Source organism: Mesorhizobium sp. WSM4976, from assembly GCF_029625685.1.
Taxonomy (GTDB): Bacteria; Pseudomonadota; Alphaproteobacteria; order Rhizobiales; family Rhizobiaceae; genus Mesorhizobium.
Genome location: NZ_JARTVT010000008.1, coordinates 93,451 through 109,633 on the forward strand (window position 1 = coordinate 93,451; position 16,183 = coordinate 109,633).

Sequence of the window (16,183 nt, forward strand, 5' to 3'; positions counted from 1 at the left end):
GTCGGGGCGGTCAGCGCCTCCAGAAATCGCGGTGCGGCGCGAGCAACTCGTCCGCGATTTCGGGGAACGGACCGAAGACCTCGATCTTCTTCTGGCCGGAAGCGAATACGGTGCGCGAGGCGAGGTTCATCGTCGGATTCTCCTCGTGATCGCCGGTAAGCGCCAGGAGATCGGTCTCCTCGAAGCCATAGACCAGCCGGCCGATATTCGCCCAGTACATGGTGCCGGCGCACATCGCGCAAGGCTCGCCGGTCGTGACCAGCGTGCATCGCCACAGGAACTCCGGCTCGTAGGCCGCAGCAGCGCGGCGGGCGAGCTCGGTCTCGGCATGGCGCACCGTGTCGAGATTGCCCTGCCGCATCAAAACGCCATCGTCCGGCCCGACCAGCACGGAACCGAAAGGGTGATGCCCATGCGCCGCCGCCTCGCGCGCGACGGCGTCGGCGGAGCGGAGGTGGGCAAGCATCCGATCACGGGTCATGGCAGATCCTTCATGCCAAAATCCAGCCGATGGGCGGCTTACTGAGCTAACATTGCTACCACGGAGAAGGATTTAGCAAGCGATGACCTTCATCCGAACGAGGTTGACTAGGCACTGATGCATTTTTTGAGGCGCCAGGATCTGAGGGCGGGACGGTGACGCATCGGTCTGCAAAACCGACGTAATGGGTTCAATTCCCGTTCACACTCTTGGTTTGTAAAATATACAATCGCCCGCTTAAAGGCGATTATCTGGTTGACAAACCTAGACTGCGATAGGAATACGGTCCTGACAGGCCGGCACTACCCCAAGTACGCGTCGCATGGTAAGGACCGCTGATGCGTGTCTGCATATTGGCGGCAATAGCTGCTTGGCTTCCTATGGCTGCGGCGAATGCTTCCGGAATCGCGCCCGCAAAGCTGGTAGAGAACTACATTGACCTCTCCGCCGAAAATCCAGAGCTGTCCAAGACACTCCTAGTGCCAGATGCAACCGCCATCATATTTGACTACGGGGTGCCTTTGGCTGCGAATTTTCCAGAGTTCGTTAAACTTCTTCCGGGGTCGGGCTGTTCAAAGCCACTTATTCAGACCGAGGGAAAAGCCGGACCCGGCACCAGCGTTGATGCAGACGCTGTCATTGTCAGAGTTGAATGGCAATGCACCAAGCCAACGGAGTCCGTGCTTGCATCAAACGTGTTGCGCTTCATGGTGGCCCAGCAAAAAATAGCAATGGTAGTTTTTGAAGACCCGCCCGGCTATCCGCCTAAGTTGAACAGTGGGGACGCTACCCAGCCGTAGGAACCCCAGCGTTGAGGGATCGGCGCTAGTCCCTGGCCTGGCCCTTCTTGCGCCGCGCCAGTTCAGATTTCGGATTATACTTTAGGAATGTTCCGAGCTTCTTACGCAATGCCGCCTCGGTCATACCCCGTCCCCCCTATGCAAAGAGCAGGAAGATGCCAGCAAACAACAAGACACAAGGAAAAATTTGAGGACGCCGCTCGCGAGCTAAAAACCGACCAATCCGACGAAGCCTTCGAAGCCGCCCTCGGCAAGATCGCCCACGCGCCCAAGCTCACCAACGAGCAGATAAAGGAACTGGCGCGCCGGAAGCGTGAGTCTGGCGAGGACTAAAGCCCCAGCGCCGATCCCCCTCAGCGCTGGGGCTTTTCCATTCCTCTACGGGCTGGGTAGCGCCCGCCAAAGGATGCGCCGTTCATCCAGTGGTTTGGGGTTGGGTAGAAATATGAATATATGCAGCCGATGACGATCAAGACGACACCATGGGATTCTGCCGAATTTCTCGACAGCGAGGAAGCGATAGAGGCCTATCTTGAAGCCGCCCGCAAGGCGGGTGATGAGGTGCTTCTTGCACTGGCCATGAAGAACGCGGATCGCGCCCGAGAGCGCCTTAAGAACCATGTCTATTTGGGTGATAGGATAGACAATTGGTTTGCGGGTATGGAGCTAGCGTTGTTGTTGAGCGCGATAGCCGTTGCGCTGCTCATCGCGGCCTATTCGCCGGATGGCTTTTGGCCTGGGCTTTGGGAAACATTGAAGCAGTTGAACGCCTATCACTGAGTTGCCGGCCTGCCAGGACCATATTCCTATAGCACTCTTGGTTGTCAACCAGATAATCGCCCCGCTTAAAGCGGGTTCAAACCGTGAACAAGATCTGGCATGGTGCCTCCCATGCCCATCGTTTCCCCGATTCCCCTCAACCCTTTGATCGACGGCCGCCAGTCGGAGCGGGCCATGCTGGTGCGGCGCGGCGTGCAGCGGCTGCTGCGCGAAATGGGCGCGCATATGCTGCCGGAGCTGTCGCTCGCCACCGGGCGGCGCGCCGATCTCGTGGCGCTGACCAGGCAAGGCGACATCTGGATCATCGAGATCAAATCCTCGATCGAGGATTTTAGGGTCGACCGCAAATGGCCGGACTACCGGCTGCATTCCGACCGCTTCTTCTTCGCCACCCATCCCGGCGTTCCAGCTGACATCTTTCCCGAGGAATGCGGCTTCATCCTTTCCGACGGCTATGGCGCGGAGATCCTGCGCGACGCGCCGGAGCACCGCATGGCGGCCGCGACGCGCAAGGCGCTGATGCTGCGGATTGCACGGGCAGGCGCCGCGCGGCTCTTGGCAGCCGAGCTTGCCGGCGTCGCCGTGCCGGCGCTGGATGGCGAGAGCGAGTAGCTCCTCCCGAGGGTTGCGTACCGGCGTCTTGCCATCGAAGTCCGGCGTCGCTCAAAGCGCCCCCCCGCCAGCGGCCGACAAGAATTTTCGGCCCGCACCGATGATTTTCGTCCATCTCGATTGTCTTCACCTACAGGCGCGTCCGGATGGCCGGCGGCCTGGACAAGAGGTGATCACATGAAACCATTGCAAAATCAGAATGTCGTCGTCGTTGGAGGCAGCCGGGGCGTCGGCCGCTCGATCGTGGAAGCCGCGCTTGGCGAGGGAGCGACGGTGCTTGCCGTAGCCCGAGGCGCCGCCGACCTGAAGCAGCTTGCCTGGGAACGCCCGGGCCTGAAAACCCTCAGCATGGACGCGACGACGGAAGCCGCGCCGCAGGCGGTTTTCGAAGCGCTGGAACCCGATGTGCTGGTGGTCTGCGCGGGCGCGCTCGCTCCTTCGGCGCCGATCCAGGAGCAGAGCTGGGAGGTCTTCTCGACCAACTGGGAGATGGACGTCAAGACGTCGTTCCTGTTCTGCCGGGAGGCCCTCAAGGGCCGATTGAAGCCCGGCGCCCGCGTGCTGCTGATCGCCAGCGGCGCCGCCATCACCGGCGGACCGCCGAATTCCGGCGGCTATGCCGGCGCCAAGCGCATGCAGATATTCCTGGCCGGCCATTGCCAGAAGGAATCGGACCGGCTCGGCCTCGGCCTGCGCTTCATGGCGCTCTCGCCGGCCCGCATCATGCCGGGTACCGGGGTGGGCGATCGCGGCATCGACGGCATTGCGGCATATATGGGCATCCGTCCGGCCGATTTCCTGGCCAGCATGAGCGACATGCAGACGCCGGCCGATGTCGGGCGGGCGGTGATCCAACTCGCGACCGGCAAGCCGCAGGGCAGTTCCTTCACCGTGACCGGCAGCGGTCTTGCGGCGGCGGCATGAGGCGCGCAGGATGCCGACCGAATCCAGCTCTCCGGGCGCCGCATGACTGATGCTTCCGACCCTATCAAGCCTCTGGGTTGGCCAGGCCGGCCGGCCCTCGACCGGCTGGCCTTCGAGCGCCTGAGCGTCGCCCACCGCCGCGAGCTGAAGCTCCATTGCTACCGGATGATGGGCTCGCTCAACGAGGCGGAGGATCTCGTCCAGGAGACGCTCCTCAAGGCCTGGCGCGCGCGGTTGCAATTCGACGGACGCGGCTCGGCGCGCGGCTGGCTCTACGCGATCGCCACCAAGAGCTGCCTCAACGCGATCAAGGCACGATCGTCGGCGCGGCGCATTCTCGAACAGCCCGGACGGCCGTTCTCCGAAGGTGGCGCGACCGGCGGCCCAACCGCGGAGCTCGCCTGGCTGGAGCCGTATCCGGATGCGGAGTTGCCGGACATTGCCGACGACAGGCCTGGTCCGGAAGCGCGCTACGAGACCCGCGAGGCCGTGCGGCTCGCCTTCGTCGCGGCGATCCAGCTGTTGCCGCCAAGGCAGCGCGCGGCCCTCCTGCTCTGCGATGTGCTTGGATGGTCCGCCATCGAGACCGCGCAATTGCTCGGTGGAACCCCGGCCTCGATCAACAGTGCCTTGCAGCGGGCCCGCGCGACGCTTGGCGGGCACTACACACGAGACCTCCCGCCGCGGCGATCAGAGCCCAGTTCGGACGAGGGCCTGCTGGTCGAACGCTATATGCAGGCTTGGCAGGCCAACAATCTTGATGGGCTCGTCGACCTGCTGCGTGAGGAGGCCGTCTACCACATGCCGCCGTGGCGGGAATGGTACTTCGGGCGTCCGTCGATCGGCGCTTTCCTGGGAAGCGTCTGGGGCAATTTTGCCGGCTATCGAGCGGTGGCCGTCGGCGCCAACGCCCAGCCGGCCGTCGGCGTTTACGCGCTTGGCCGCGAGGATTCCAAGTGGCGGCCGCATTCGCTGCACGTCATCGAAGCCGCCGACGGCAAGATCGCCTCGCTGACGATCTATGTCCCGCCGCTCGGTCCCGCCTTGTTCGCTGCCTTCGGCCTGCCACCGGAACCTTTCGTGCCCTGAGGGATCAGCACGGGTCCTCTTCGGCGCCGGCCGCTGGCGCCGTCAGCAGCACGGCGGCGCCCAGCAGCGCGGCAACCAGCGAGCCCGCGAGGATGCCGACCTTCACCGCGTCCTGGAGCGCCGGGTCGCCGGAGAAGGCGAGCAGGCCGATGAACAGGCTCATGGTGAAGCCGATGCCGCACAGCAGCGAAATGCCCAGCATATGGAGCCAGCGGGCATTGGCCGGCAGTTCCGCGAGGCCGAAGCGGATGGCGAGCGCCGAGGAGCCAAAAACGCCGACCAGCTTGCCAAGAACCAGGCCAGCGGCGACGCCCAGCGTCAGCGGCTCGACAAGGGCCGCAAAGCTCAGGCCGCCGAGCGAGACGCCGGCGTTGGCGAAGCCGAAGATCGGGATGACGAGGAAAGGCACGAGCTTGTGCAGGCCGTGCTCCAGCCGGTGCAGCGGCGAATGTTCTGAATCGTGGCTGATGCCGGGAAATCGCTCCAGCGGGATGGTTAGCGCCAGCGCGACGCCGGCCAGCGTCGCATGCACGCCCGACTTCAGCACCAGCACCCACAAGACGACGCCAAGCAGGAGATACGGCCAGAGCTTCATGGCCCGCATGCGATTGAGCACGACCAGCAGAGCGATCACGGCGAAGGCGGCGGCCAGATAGGCGAGCGACAGGCCGCTGGTGTAGAACAGCGCGATGATGATGACGGCGCCGAGATCGTCGATGATGGCCAGGGCGGTGAGAAAGACTTTCAGCGAGGCGGGCACGCGGCTGCCGAGCAGCGAAAGCACGCCGAGCGCGAAGGCGATGTCGGTGGCGGTCGGGATCGCCCAGCCGGAAAGCGCTGGCTGATTGTCGCGGTTGATCAAGACATAGACCAGCGCCGGCACCGCCATCCCGCCGGCGGCGGCGATGCCGGGCAGCACACGGCGCGGCCAGGTCGAGAGCTGTCCGTCCAGCATCTCGCGCTTGATCTCGAGCCCGACCAGCAGGAAAAACACCGCCATCAGCCCGTCATTGATCCAGTGGGAAACACTCAGCGGCCCGAGATAGGCGTGGAGGACGGCAAAATAGGTTTCGGCCAAAGGCGAGTTGGCGACGATCAGCGCCAGCGCCGCCGCCGCCATCAGGATGATGCCGCCGGCGGCCTCGCCGTCGAGGAATTCGCGCAGGATCGAAACCGGTCGCAGCTTCTGGTCCTGCATGGCCTCTCCCTCGTTGGCTTTTTCGGCTGCGACCGGACTAGCCCGCTGCGCGATGAACCGCAACCCGAGGCGCGGAGCAAATCCCGCCTGCGTTCAGCGCGGCGCCCGCTTTGCTAATATCCGCTGCAGAGTGCGGCGGTGCATGTTGAGGCGGCGCGCCGTCTCGGACACGTTGCGGTCGCACATCTCGTAGACGCGCTGGATGTGCTCCCAGCGCACGCGGTCGGCCGACATCGGGTTTTCCGGCGGCGCCGCGCGTTCGCCCGAGGTGCGGGTGAGCGCGGCGAAGACGTCGTCGGCATCGGCGGGCTTCGAAAGATAATCGATGGCGCCGAGCTTCACCGCCGTCACCGCGGTGGCGATGTTGCCGTAGCCGGTCAGGATGATGGCGCGGGCGTCGTCGCGCTTTTCGCGGATGGCTGCAACGACATCGAGGCCGTTGCCGTCGCCGAGACGCATGTCGACCACCGCATAGGCCGGCGGATGCGCGCGCGCCTTGGCGACAGCCTCCTCGACGCTTTCCGCCGTCTCGACCACGAAGCCCCTGGTTTCCATGGCCCGGGCGAGCCGAGTGAGGAAGGGCTTGTCGTCCTCGACGATGAGCAGCGAGGTGTCCTCGCCCTCAACCATTGCGCCAGTCGTCTCGTCTCCGCTCATCTTATCGGTATCCTGCTGACCAAAAGCACTTCGCATCGAAAGAATTCTGCCGAATATGCCTTAAGTCCGTGTTTCCGGGCATGTCGCCTTCCAAACGCTGCACCGTTTCGGGCGATATGCCTTACTTTTACGCAGATACAGTCCCGCAGCGGCAATGTCCAATTTTTACAGCCGGCAACAGAGCTGCCGTGCGGCAGTCGCAGCCCTTCGTTCGCCATTCGCGATCTTGCACGGTCGGCTATGGCGAATTTGCCGGCCCCAACCGCTTCACCCCTTTCCGGGAATTGCTCCAAAGTGTGTTGAGTCTCAACGCAACTTACGCATTGTCGAACATGGTGGCGGAGGCCTGATCCTGGTTGAGGAAGACGCCACGCGGCCAGACGACCTGGACCACCGCGCCTTCGCCGAGCCCGCTCGAATTGCGGAAATCGATGGCGGCTCCCGATCGTTCCAGCAAGGTCTTGGCGATGAACAGCCCGAGCCCCAGGCCGCCACCGGCCTCCGAGCCCTGGCGCGTCGACATATAGGGCTCGCCGATGCGGTCGATGATCTCGGCTGGAAAACCCGGCCCATCATCGGTGATCGAGAAGACGACCTTCTCATTGTCCCAGCTCCAGCTGACGGTGACCGACTTGCGGGCGAAATCGACGGCGTTCTCTACCAGGTTGCCAAGCCCGTAGATGACGCCTGGGTTGCGCTGGCCGACCGGCTCGGGGCCGATGCGCTCGCCGGGCCGCAGCCGGATCGAGATGCCGAAATCACGATGCGGCGCCGTCACCTCCTCGATCAGCGAGGTGAGCGGCATGCGCGACAGATGCGCTTCGCCTTCAGAGGAAAGGCTGGTCAGCCGCTTCAGGATCTCGCGGCAGCGTTCGCTCTGCGAACGCAGGAGCTTGACGTCCTCGCCGTATTTCGGGTCCTTGCCGAGCGCCTTTTCCATCTCCTTGGCGACGACGGTGATGGTGGCCAGCGGCGTGCCGAGTTCGTGCGCGGCGGCGGCAGCCAGCCCGTCCAGTGCCGAGAGATGCTGCTCGCGCTGCAGCACCAGTTCGGTGGCGGCCAAAGCATTGGCGAGCAGGCGCGCTTCCGCCGCAACACGGAAAGCATAGATCGCGGTGAAGGCGATCGAGGCGAACACAGCCATCCACATGCCGGCGACATAGATGAAGGGCATTGGCAGCGGCGCGTCTTCGTACCAGGGCAGCGGCAGGTGGAAGAACACAAGCAGCGTTGCCGACAGCATGACGAGGGCGCCGAGAACGGCGGTCATCCGCAGCGGCAAGGACGCCGCCGAGATGACGACAGGCACGGACAGCAGCACCGAGAATGGGTTGGTCAGGCCTCCAGTCATGTAGAGCAATCCGCTGAGCTGCAGGCCGTCGAAGGTCAGGATGGCGAAGGCCGAGAGCGGGGTGAGCCGATGCGCGGCCGGATAGCGGAAGGTAAGCCACAGATTCATCCACGCCGACAAGGCGATGAGCGCGAAGCACATCGAGACCGGCAGCGGGAATTTCAGCCCGTAGGCGACGACAAGCACGGTCAGGCTCTGGCCGACGATGGCCAGCCAGCGCAGGCGGACCAGCGTGTTGAGCCGCAACCGCTGGCTTGGCTGCGAATCAGGCGCGCGCAGGATGTTGATCATCGCCAAGGATTACAGCCGCAGGAGGCGAAACGATAGAGCATCGTCTTTGCCTGATGCACGTCGTTCTCCCAAAACCGCTACGCACTTTTGGGGAGACATGCATTAAGTCCCACGCGGCTTGGCACGGCTGGTGGCGGCGGCCAGCAGCGGGTTTTCCGGCCAGACGTGTTTTGGATAGCGGCCGCGCATGTCGGTGCGCACATCCGCCCAGGAGCCGCGCCAGAAGCCGGGCAGATCGCGTGTCGTCTGGATCGGCCGGTGCGCCGGCGACAGAAGCTCCAGCGTCAGCGGGACCGTGCCGTTGGCGATGGAAGGATGCCGGTCGAGGCCGAACAGCTCCTGCACGCGGATCGCAAGCACCGGCCATTCGCCGTCATAGCGGATCGGCACATCGCTGCCGGACGGCGCGTGGAAATGGGTCGGCGCCAGCGCGTCGACCTTGCGCTGCAGGTCGTGCGGGACCAGCGCCATGAGCGCCGAGGACAAAGTCGCAGGCTTAATGGCCGCGAAAGAGGCGTCGCCGGAGAGAAACGGCAGGAGCCAGTCGTCGAGGCGCTCGACAAGCGCTTCATCCGAAACCTCTGGCCAGGGCGCTCCCAGGCCGCGATGCAGCCAGCCGAGCCGCAGGCGGAGCGCTTCCGCCTCCTTGCCCCAGTCGAGCAGCGACAGGCCGTGCTCGCGCAAGGCATCTATCATGGCGCGGTCGGCGTCGGCGCCGGACGGCGCCGGCAACATGCGCTCGGAAAGCGTGATGGCGCCGAGCCTGGCGGTCTCGCGCATGCGCACGGCGCGGCGCTCGCGGTCGAAGCTCGTCTCGCGCCTGGTCTCGATGCGATCGGCAAGCGCGGCGCGGATATCGGCTTCGCCGACCGGGGCGGCGGCGGTGATGCGGGCGTTCTGCGCCTTGCCCTGCAGGTCGGCGACGACCAGCCAGGTTTCACTGGCCAGCGGATCGGCGGCATCGACCATGGCGCCCGAGCCATTGGCGAGCACGAATCGTCCGCGCTCGCCGCGCGCCCGGGCCACGCGATCCGGCCAGGCGTGGATGAGGAGGGCGCCGGCAGAGACCGCCTCGCCGCCCTGCCCGCCACCGGCCTGCCTGGCCAAACGCTCGGCGAGCTGCCTGGCGGCATTGGCGCGAGGGGATTTCTCGCCGCGAAACCGGATGAGACGCCGCTCCAGATCGGCGCTGTCGCCGCCCAGCCCGCGCTCGGTCAAAAGCACGGCAAGCGTCGCCGCTTCGAGCGCACGGCCGGTTTTCGCCGTTTCGGCCACCATATGCGCCAGCCGAACCGGCAGCGCCAGCTTGCGCATGGCGGCGCCTGCTTCCGTAAGCCGTCCTGCCTCATCGATGGCGTGCAACGCCTTGAGCAGAACCCTTGCCTCGTTGAGCGCCGGGGCCGGCGGTGGATCGAGGAAGGACAGGCTCGACGGATCGGCGACACCGAAGGCGGCGCAGTCGAGCAGCAGACCGGACAGGTCGGCCTCGAGGATTTCCGGCGGCGTGAAGGCGGGCAGCGACGCGGTCTGCGCGGCCCGCCACAGGCGCACCGCTACGCCGGCTTGCGTGCGCCCGGCGCGGCCCGCGCGCTGGTCGGCCGAGGCCCTGCTGACGCGCACCGTCTCCAGCCTGGTCAGTCCGCTCGCCGGCTCATAGCGCGGCAGGCGCGACAGGCCGGAATCGATGACGACGCGCACGCCGTCGATGGTGATGGAGGTCTCGGCGATCGAGGTTGCCAGCACCACCTTGCGGCGGCCGGCCGGCGCCGGCCTGATCGCCTGGTCCTGCGCCTTGTTGTCGAGCTGGCCGTAGAGCGGAACGATGTCGGTGTCGGCGGCGACGTTGCCCTGAAGCCGCTCGGCGGTGCGCTCGATCTCGCGCTGTCCGGGCAGGAAGGCGAGCACGCTGCCTTGCTCGACGGCCAAGGCCGCGCGTACGGCCTTGGCCGTCGCGTACTCGATCGCCGTGCCGGCCGGCCGCTCATCGTAGCGGATCTCGACCGGATAGGCGCGGCCCTCGCTTTCGATCACTGGCGCCCCCGACAAAAGCGTCGCCACGCGCGCGCCGTCGAGCGTCGCCGACATGACCAGCAGGCGCAGGTCGGGACGCAGCGCGCCCTGCACGTCGAGCGCCAGCGCCAGGCCGAAATCGCCATCCAGCGACCGCTCGTGGAATTCGTCGAAGATCACCGCCTTGACGCCCGGCAGCTCCGGATCGTCCAGGATCATGCGCGAGAGCACGCCTTCGGTGACGACCAGGATTCTTGTCCGCGCCGAGGTCCGGTTTTCCATGCGCATGGCGTAGCCGACCGTGCCGCCCAGTTCCTCGCCGAGCAGCTCGGCCATGCGGCGAGCGGCGGCGCGGGCGGCGAGCCTTCGCGGCTCGAGCAGCACGATGCGGCCCTGCCTGAGCCACGGCGCGTCGAGCAGCGCCAGCGGCACAAGCGTCGTCTTGCCGGCGCCGGGCGGCGCCACCAGCACGGCGCTGCTGCGCCGCGCGAGCGCTTCGCCGAGTGCAGGCAGAACGGCTGTGACCGGAAGCTCCGGCAAGGATTTCGTCGTCATGTCGCCCGCATATCAGCGGTCGCGGTCGCCATGCAACGTATGCCCGCTCAAAGCCTGGTGCGCGAAAACGGGTTCCAGCGCACGGTGCCGAGCCTGACCTCCTCGCGCACCATGGTCAGCAGGCCGGATGCGCCGACCACCGCCAGGCCGACCAGCGACAGCCAGTCGGGATATTCCCGGAAGAAAAGCGCGCCGAGGATGACCGCCCAGACGATCTGCGAATAATGCGTCGGCGCGATGCGGTTCGCGGGCGCGTATTTGACCGCGAGCAATTGCAGCAGTTGCCCGCCGGCGGTGAAGAGGCCCGCCATCATAAGCCAGACTAGTTGCCCGAAATTGGGGAGCGAGAACGACGTGGCGGCCGCGCCGACGCCGTTGAAGACAAGGCCGTACCCGACCAGCGCGCCGAGGATCGTCGTGCGTCTTTCCTGCTGGGCGAGCGAGCGCATCAGAATGACGCTGATGGCGGCGAGGAAGGCATTGGCGAAGGCGGCGAGATGGCCGAGATGCAATTCGCGAAAGCCCGGCCGCACCACCAGCATGACGCCGACAAAGCCGGCGACGACGGCCAGCCACCGCCAGGGACCGACCTTCTCCTTCAGGATGACCGTCGACAGAATGGTGACGAGCAACGGCGCCAGGAAGATCAGCGCGTAGACTTCCGCCAACGGGATGGTGGTGAAGGCAAAGACGCTGAGCACACCGGAAGCGATGCCGGCCAGTGCACGCGCCTGCACCGCCCATGGCCTTTTGGTGCGCCAGAAGTCGCGCCAGCGTTCGTCCCCGGGTTTGGTGAAGAATAGAAAGCAGCCGGCAAACAAGGTCGAGAAAAAGCCGATCTCGAATACGGTGAACTGCCCGCCCAGGCTCTTGATGACAGCGTCGCTGAACGAATAGCTTGCATAGGCGATCAGGGCGAGCAGGATTCCGTTCGGCATACCATTTCCGGGAGAGAAGACGTGAAGATACTGGCGCTGGGCGCCCATCCCGACGACATCGAGATATTCATGTTCGGTACGCTGGCCGCCTATGCCGCGCAAGGCGCAGAATTGACTTTTGCGATAGCCACCGATGGTGCCAAAGGCGGCACGGGCGACCCCAAGGCGCTCGCCCGACGGCGGCGCGGGGAAGCGGCCAAGGCTGCAGGCCTGCTGAGCGTCGAGCCCCGCTTCCTCGATTTCCCCGACGGTGCGCTCGTTGCCGATGCCGCGTTCATCGCGGCGCTGAAGGCGCTGATCGGCGAGGTGAAGCCCGACCTCGCGATCACCCATGCGCCCTACGATTATCACAGCGACCACCGCGCGCTGTCCGACGGCGTGCGCATCGCGGCGTCCTTCGCCGTGCCGGTGCTGCATGCCGACACCCTCGGCGGCACCGGTTTTTCGCCGACGCATTATGTCGAGATCTCGCAGCATTGGGACATCAAGGCTGAAGCGATCCGCGCGCACCAGTCGCAAGGCCCGGAGCATTATGTGCACAGGGCGCGCCTTCAGAACGAGTTTCGCGCCGGCCAGTGCAATGGCGCGCCCGGCGCGCTGGCCGAGGCCTTCCGCTTCGAGCCGATTTTTCCCTTCGCCGACATACGCGCGCTCCTGCCGCCGGCGCCGCCGATCCGGCCGGTGACGGCAAGCCCCAGCCCTGCCACTGGGGCCAGCTGACCGGAGGCGGATACAGGCCCGGCGATCATTTCTCAACGATTTCAATGACGCGTTTTGCCATGCTGCGGCGCAGCAACGAATTCGCTTGCGTTGTTTAGTAAAAAGAGCATCACTAAACAAATTACTAAACATCAGCAGCGCATCGCGCCTCATGTTTAGGCCCTCGGAGGAGCGAGGGTTGAGGGGCTCTTGAAACCGTCATCCGGACGCGTTTCGCAAATGGGAGGTAAGGCATGAAATCGACCTTGAAACTGGCGTTGGGACTGGCCTCGGCGATCTTTGCGTCGACAGCCGTCTCGAATGTCGCGCATGCGGAAGACTTGACGCTGTGCTGGGCGGCCTGGGATCCGGCCAACGCGCTCGTGGAACTGTCCAAGGACTTCACCAAGCAAACCGGCATCGGCATGAAGTTCGAGTTCGTGCCTTGGACCAATTACGCCGACCGCTTCCTCAACGAGCTCAACTCGCATGGCAAGCTGTGCGACCTGATCATCGGCGACAGCCAGTGGATCGGCGGCGCCGCCGAGAACGGCCATTACGTCAAGCTGAATGACTTCTTCGACAAGGAGCATATCAGCATGGACGATTTCGTGCCGGCGACCGTGGTCGGCTATTCCGAATGGCCGAAGAACACGCCGAACTACTGGGCGCTGCCGGCCATGGGCGACGTCGTCGGCTGGACCTATCGCAAGGACTGGTTCTCCAAGCCCGAGCTGCAGAAGGAATTCAAGGAGAAATATGGCTGGGAACTTGGGCCGCCCAAGACCTATGACCAGCTGATGCAGATCGCCGAATTCTTCCAGAAGCGGCAGATCGACGGCAAGGCGGTCTATGGCGCCTCGATCTACACCGAGCGCGGCTCGGAAGGCATCACCATGGGCGTCACCAACGTCCTCTACGACTACGGCTTCGACTACCAGAATCCAAAGAAGCCCTATGAAATGCAAGGCTTCGTCAATTCGGCGGACGCGGCCAAGGGCCTCGAATTCTACAAGAAGCTATATGATTGCTGCACGCCGCCCGGGTCGTCGAACGTCTACATGGGCGAATCGGCCGACGCCTTCAAATCGGGCCAGGTTGCCCTGCACATGAACTTCGCCTTCACTTGGCCCGGCCTCTACAAGGACGAGAAAGTTGGTGGCGACAAGATCGGCTTCTTCGCCAACCCCGCCGGTCCGAAGGGGCATTTCGCCCAGCTCGGCGGCCAGGGCATTTCTGTGGTCTCCTATTCCGACAAGCAGGAATCGGCGCTGAAATACATCAAGTGGTTCGCCAATAAGGACGTGCAAGCCAAATGGTGGGCGCTGGGCGGCTACTCCTGCCTCAATGCGGTGGTGAACGACCCCAAGTTCCCTTCCAGCCAGCCCTATGCATCGACCTTCCTGGAATCGATGGCCATCGTGAAAGACTTCTGGGCCGAGCCGAGCTACGCCACGCTTTTACAGGCGATGCAGAAGCGCGTTCATGACTATGTGGTGGCCGACAAGGGCACCGCGCAGGAAGCGCTCGACAGTCTGGTCAAGGACTGGACGCAGACCTTCCAGGACGATGGCAAGATGTAAGGCTCCTCCCGAGCCAACCGCAGCGTCCCGTGCCGCCCTTGGCACGGGACGCAGTTCAGATAAATTCCATTGTCGAGACTTGACGTGACCGAAGCAGGACTAACCATGCTCAATCGGACTGCGGACAACGTTGCCCGGGCGACCCCGGAGCCGTTGGCCAAGAAGATCCGGGGCATCAGCGACAAGGGCCTCGCCTGGCTGTTCATCTCGCCGACGATCCTGTTGTTGCTTGCCATCAACATCTTCCCGCTGTTCTGGGCGATCTATCTCTCCTTCACCAATTACCGCGCCAACCGGCCCAACGAGGTGGTGAAAAATCTCGGGCTCGCCAACTATCAGCGCATCCTCGGCGACCAGGATGTCTGGATCGCCATGCAGACTACGGCGCATTTCGTGTTCTGGACGATCCTGCTGCAGACGGTGATCGGCTTCACGCTGGCCTGGCTGATCGACCGGAAGTTCCGCGGCCACGCCTTCTGGACCACCATCATCCTGGTGCCGATGATGCTGTCGCCGGCGGTGGTCGGCAACTTCTGGCGCTTCCTCTACGAGCCGCAGATCGGGCTGTTCTCCTACGTCATCTCCTTCGTCACCGGCATTCCGCCGACGAATGTGCAGATGCTGTCCAATGTCGAGCTGGCGCCGTGGGCGATCATCATCGTCGACACCTGGATGTGGACGCCCTACGTGATGCTGATCTGCCTCGCCGGCCTGCGCTCCATCCCCGAATACATCTATGAAGCGGCCGAGGTCGACCGCGCCTCCAACTGGCGGCAGTTCTGGTCGATCACACTGCCGATGGCGCTGCCCTTCATCATGCTGGCGGTGCTGTTCCGCGGCATCGAGAACTTCAAGATGTTCGACATGGTCAACCTGCTCACCGGCGGCGGACCCGGCTCGACAACGGAGGTCGCCTCGATCACGCTGAAGCGGCAGGCCTTCGAAAGCTGGCGCACCGGCTATTCCTCGGCCTTCGCCATCATCCTGTTCGTCGCCGTGTTCGGCCTCGCCAACATCTACGTCAAGGCGCTCAACAAGGTGAAGCAGAGATGAGCCTGACCACCGCCCATTCCGTCGTAGCACCTTCGGCAAACTCGAAGCGGATCGCCGGCGTGATCATCGTCGCCTATGCGCTGATCTCGATCGTGCCGCTGCTCTGGATCTTTGCCACCAGCTTCAAGACACCGCCGGATTCGATCGCCTATCCGCCGAAGCTCGTCTTCCAGCCGAGCCTGGAGGGCTACTGCAACCTGTTCACGACGCGCACCAGGCAAACGCCGGAATACATCAATTCGCTGGGGCCGGCGACCGGACTCTGCGACGCGACCGTGCGCAAGCGCAACATGGTGATCGCCGGGCCGTCGAACTTCCTGCCGCGCTTCGTCAACTCGCTGATCATCGCCTTCGGCTCGACCTTCTGCGCCGTGTTCCTAGGCACGCTCTCGGCCTATGGCTTCTCGCGCTTCAAGGTGCCGCTTGCCGACGACCTGTTGTTTTTCATCCTGTCGACGCGCTTCATGCCGCCGATCGCGGTGGCGATCCCGATCTACCTGATGTACCGCGAGCTCGGCCTCTCCGACACAGCGCTCGGCATGATCCTGCTCTACACTGCGGTCAACGTCTCGCTGGCGGTCTGGCTGCTCAAGGGCTTCATCGACGAGATCCCGCGCGAGTATGAAGAGGCCGCGATGATCGACGGCTATACGCGGCTGCAGGCCTTCTGGCGCACGGTGCTGCCGCAGGCGACGACCGGCATCGCCGCGACCGCGATCTTCTGCCTGATCTTCGCCTGGAACGAATATGCGTTCGCAGCGCTCTTGACCTCCGGCACGGCGCAGACCGCGCCACCCTTCATCCCGACCATTATCGGCGAAGGCGGCCAGGACTGGCCGGCAGTGGCCGCCGGCACAACCATCTTCCTGGTGCCGATCCTGGTCTTCACCATCCTGCTCCGCAAGCAATTGCTGCGCGGCATCACCTTCGGCGCGGTGCGCAAATGATTGATGTGGGAACAAGTCGACCCCCGCTCCGTCGAGCTTCGCTCCACACCTCTCCCCCGATGGACGGGGAAGAGGAAGGGCGCGAACTTCATTCAGCCTGGCTCCCTTCCTCTCCCTCCGGAGGGGGCAGAGGTGGCGCTGCGAAGCAGCGACGGAGTGCGGGAACCACGTGGCAACCATCTCTCCCCTCGAACGGGGAGAAGGAAGGGAGGAAC

Annotated in this window: 16 protein-coding genes and 1 tRNA gene; 11 read left to right on the forward strand and 6 right to left on the reverse strand. The window is 64.4% G+C overall.

The genetic code is table 11. The features are described from left to right. Positions 1-10: 10 nt before the first annotated feature. The gene (locus tag P9272_RS11760; RefSeq protein WP_278160672.1) at positions 11-481 is read right to left on the reverse strand and encodes a nucleoside deaminase; all 471 of its coding nucleotides are present in this window, start codon (positions 479-481) and stop codon (positions 11-13) included. A gap of 143 nt (positions 482-624) precedes the next feature. Here P9272_RS11760 and P9272_RS11765 point away from each other — a divergent pair. From P9272_RS11765 to P9272_RS11795, 7 genes are all read left to right on the forward strand, one after another. Next, positions 625-691, forward strand: a tRNA-Cys gene (locus P9272_RS11765). A gap of 128 nt (positions 692-819) precedes the next feature. Next, the gene (locus P9272_RS11770; protein ID WP_278160673.1) at positions 820-1,281 is read left to right on the forward strand and encodes a hypothetical protein; all 462 of its coding nucleotides are present in this window, start codon (positions 820-822) and stop codon (positions 1,279-1,281) included. Positions 1,282-1,419: 138 nt separating this feature from the next. Continuing rightward, entirely contained in the window at positions 1,420-1,614 is a 195-nt protein-coding gene (locus tag P9272_RS11775) for a hypothetical protein (RefSeq protein WP_278160674.1), read from the forward strand. A 129-nt stretch (positions 1,615-1,743) separates the two neighbouring features. Further along, a complete protein-coding gene (locus tag P9272_RS11780) occupies positions 1,744-2,061 on the forward strand; it encodes a hypothetical protein (RefSeq protein ID WP_278160675.1) in 318 nt (105 codons plus the stop codon). Positions 2,062-2,172: 111 nt separating this feature from the next. Further along, entirely contained in the window at positions 2,173-2,673 is a 501-nt protein-coding gene (locus P9272_RS11785) for an MmcB family DNA repair protein (protein WP_278160676.1), read from the forward strand. Between the two features lie 177 nt (positions 2,674-2,850). Further along, positions 2,851-3,597: an SDR family oxidoreductase gene (locus P9272_RS11790; protein ID WP_278160677.1), complete on the forward strand. Its 747-nt coding sequence runs from the start codon at positions 2,851-2,853 to the stop codon at positions 3,595-3,597. 42 nt (positions 3,598-3,639) lie between these two features. Further along, entirely contained in the window at positions 3,640-4,686 is a 1,047-nt protein-coding gene (locus P9272_RS11795; RefSeq protein ID WP_278160678.1) for an RNA polymerase subunit sigma-70, read from the forward strand. 4 nt (positions 4,687-4,690) lie between these two features. Here P9272_RS11795 and nhaA read toward each other — a convergent pair whose 3' ends face one another. From nhaA to P9272_RS11820, 5 genes are all read right to left on the reverse strand, one after another. Further along, entirely contained in the window at positions 4,691-5,884 is a 1,194-nt protein-coding gene (gene nhaA / locus P9272_RS11800) for a Na+/H+ antiporter NhaA (RefSeq protein WP_278160680.1), read from the reverse strand. A gap of 93 nt (positions 5,885-5,977) precedes the next feature. After that, positions 5,978-6,541 carry an ActR/PrrA/RegA family redox response regulator transcription factor gene (locus P9272_RS11805; protein ID WP_127227806.1) on the reverse strand — a complete coding sequence of 188 codons (564 nt, stop codon included), beginning with the start codon at positions 6,539-6,541 and terminating at the stop codon, positions 5,978-5,980. A 316-nt stretch (positions 6,542-6,857) separates the two neighbouring features. Further along, a complete protein-coding gene (locus P9272_RS11810) occupies positions 6,858-8,183 on the reverse strand; it encodes an ActS/PrrB/RegB family redox-sensitive histidine kinase (RefSeq protein ID WP_278160768.1) in 1,326 nt (441 codons plus the stop codon). 102 nt (positions 8,184-8,285) lie between these two features. Beyond that, positions 8,286-10,748, reverse strand: a complete 2,463-nt coding sequence (hrpB, locus tag P9272_RS11815) for an ATP-dependent helicase HrpB (protein WP_278160682.1) — start codon at positions 10,746-10,748, stop codon at positions 8,286-8,288. 47 nt (positions 10,749-10,795) lie between these two features. Next, on the reverse strand, positions 10,796-11,686 hold the full coding sequence (locus P9272_RS11820) for a DMT family transporter (protein WP_278160683.1): 891 nt from the start codon (positions 11,684-11,686) through the stop codon (positions 10,796-10,798). Between the two features lie 21 nt (positions 11,687-11,707). Between P9272_RS11820 and P9272_RS11825 the strand changes: the two genes are divergently transcribed. The 4 genes from P9272_RS11825 to P9272_RS11840 all read left to right on the forward strand — a co-directional run bounded on the left by P9272_RS11825 (position 11,708) and on the right by P9272_RS11840 (position 15,968). Further along, a complete protein-coding gene (locus P9272_RS11825; RefSeq protein WP_128257063.1) occupies positions 11,708-12,406 on the forward strand; it encodes a PIG-L deacetylase family protein in 699 nt (232 codons plus the stop codon). Between the two features lie 233 nt (positions 12,407-12,639). Beyond that, positions 12,640-13,968, forward strand: coding sequence for an ABC transporter substrate-binding protein (locus P9272_RS11830; protein WP_278160684.1), 1,329 nt, complete (start codon positions 12,640-12,642; stop codon positions 13,966-13,968). Between the two features lie 105 nt (positions 13,969-14,073). After that, positions 14,074-15,021, forward strand: coding sequence for a sugar ABC transporter permease (locus P9272_RS11835; protein ID WP_128257168.1), 948 nt, complete (start codon positions 14,074-14,076; stop codon positions 15,019-15,021). Next, positions 15,018-15,968 carry a carbohydrate ABC transporter permease gene (locus P9272_RS11840; RefSeq protein WP_128257065.1) on the forward strand — a complete coding sequence of 317 codons (951 nt, stop codon included), beginning with the start codon at positions 15,018-15,020 and terminating at the stop codon, positions 15,966-15,968. The genes P9272_RS11835 and P9272_RS11840 overlap by 4 nt, the downstream gene beginning before the upstream one ends. The last annotated feature ends 215 nt before the right edge of the window (positions 15,969-16,183 follow it).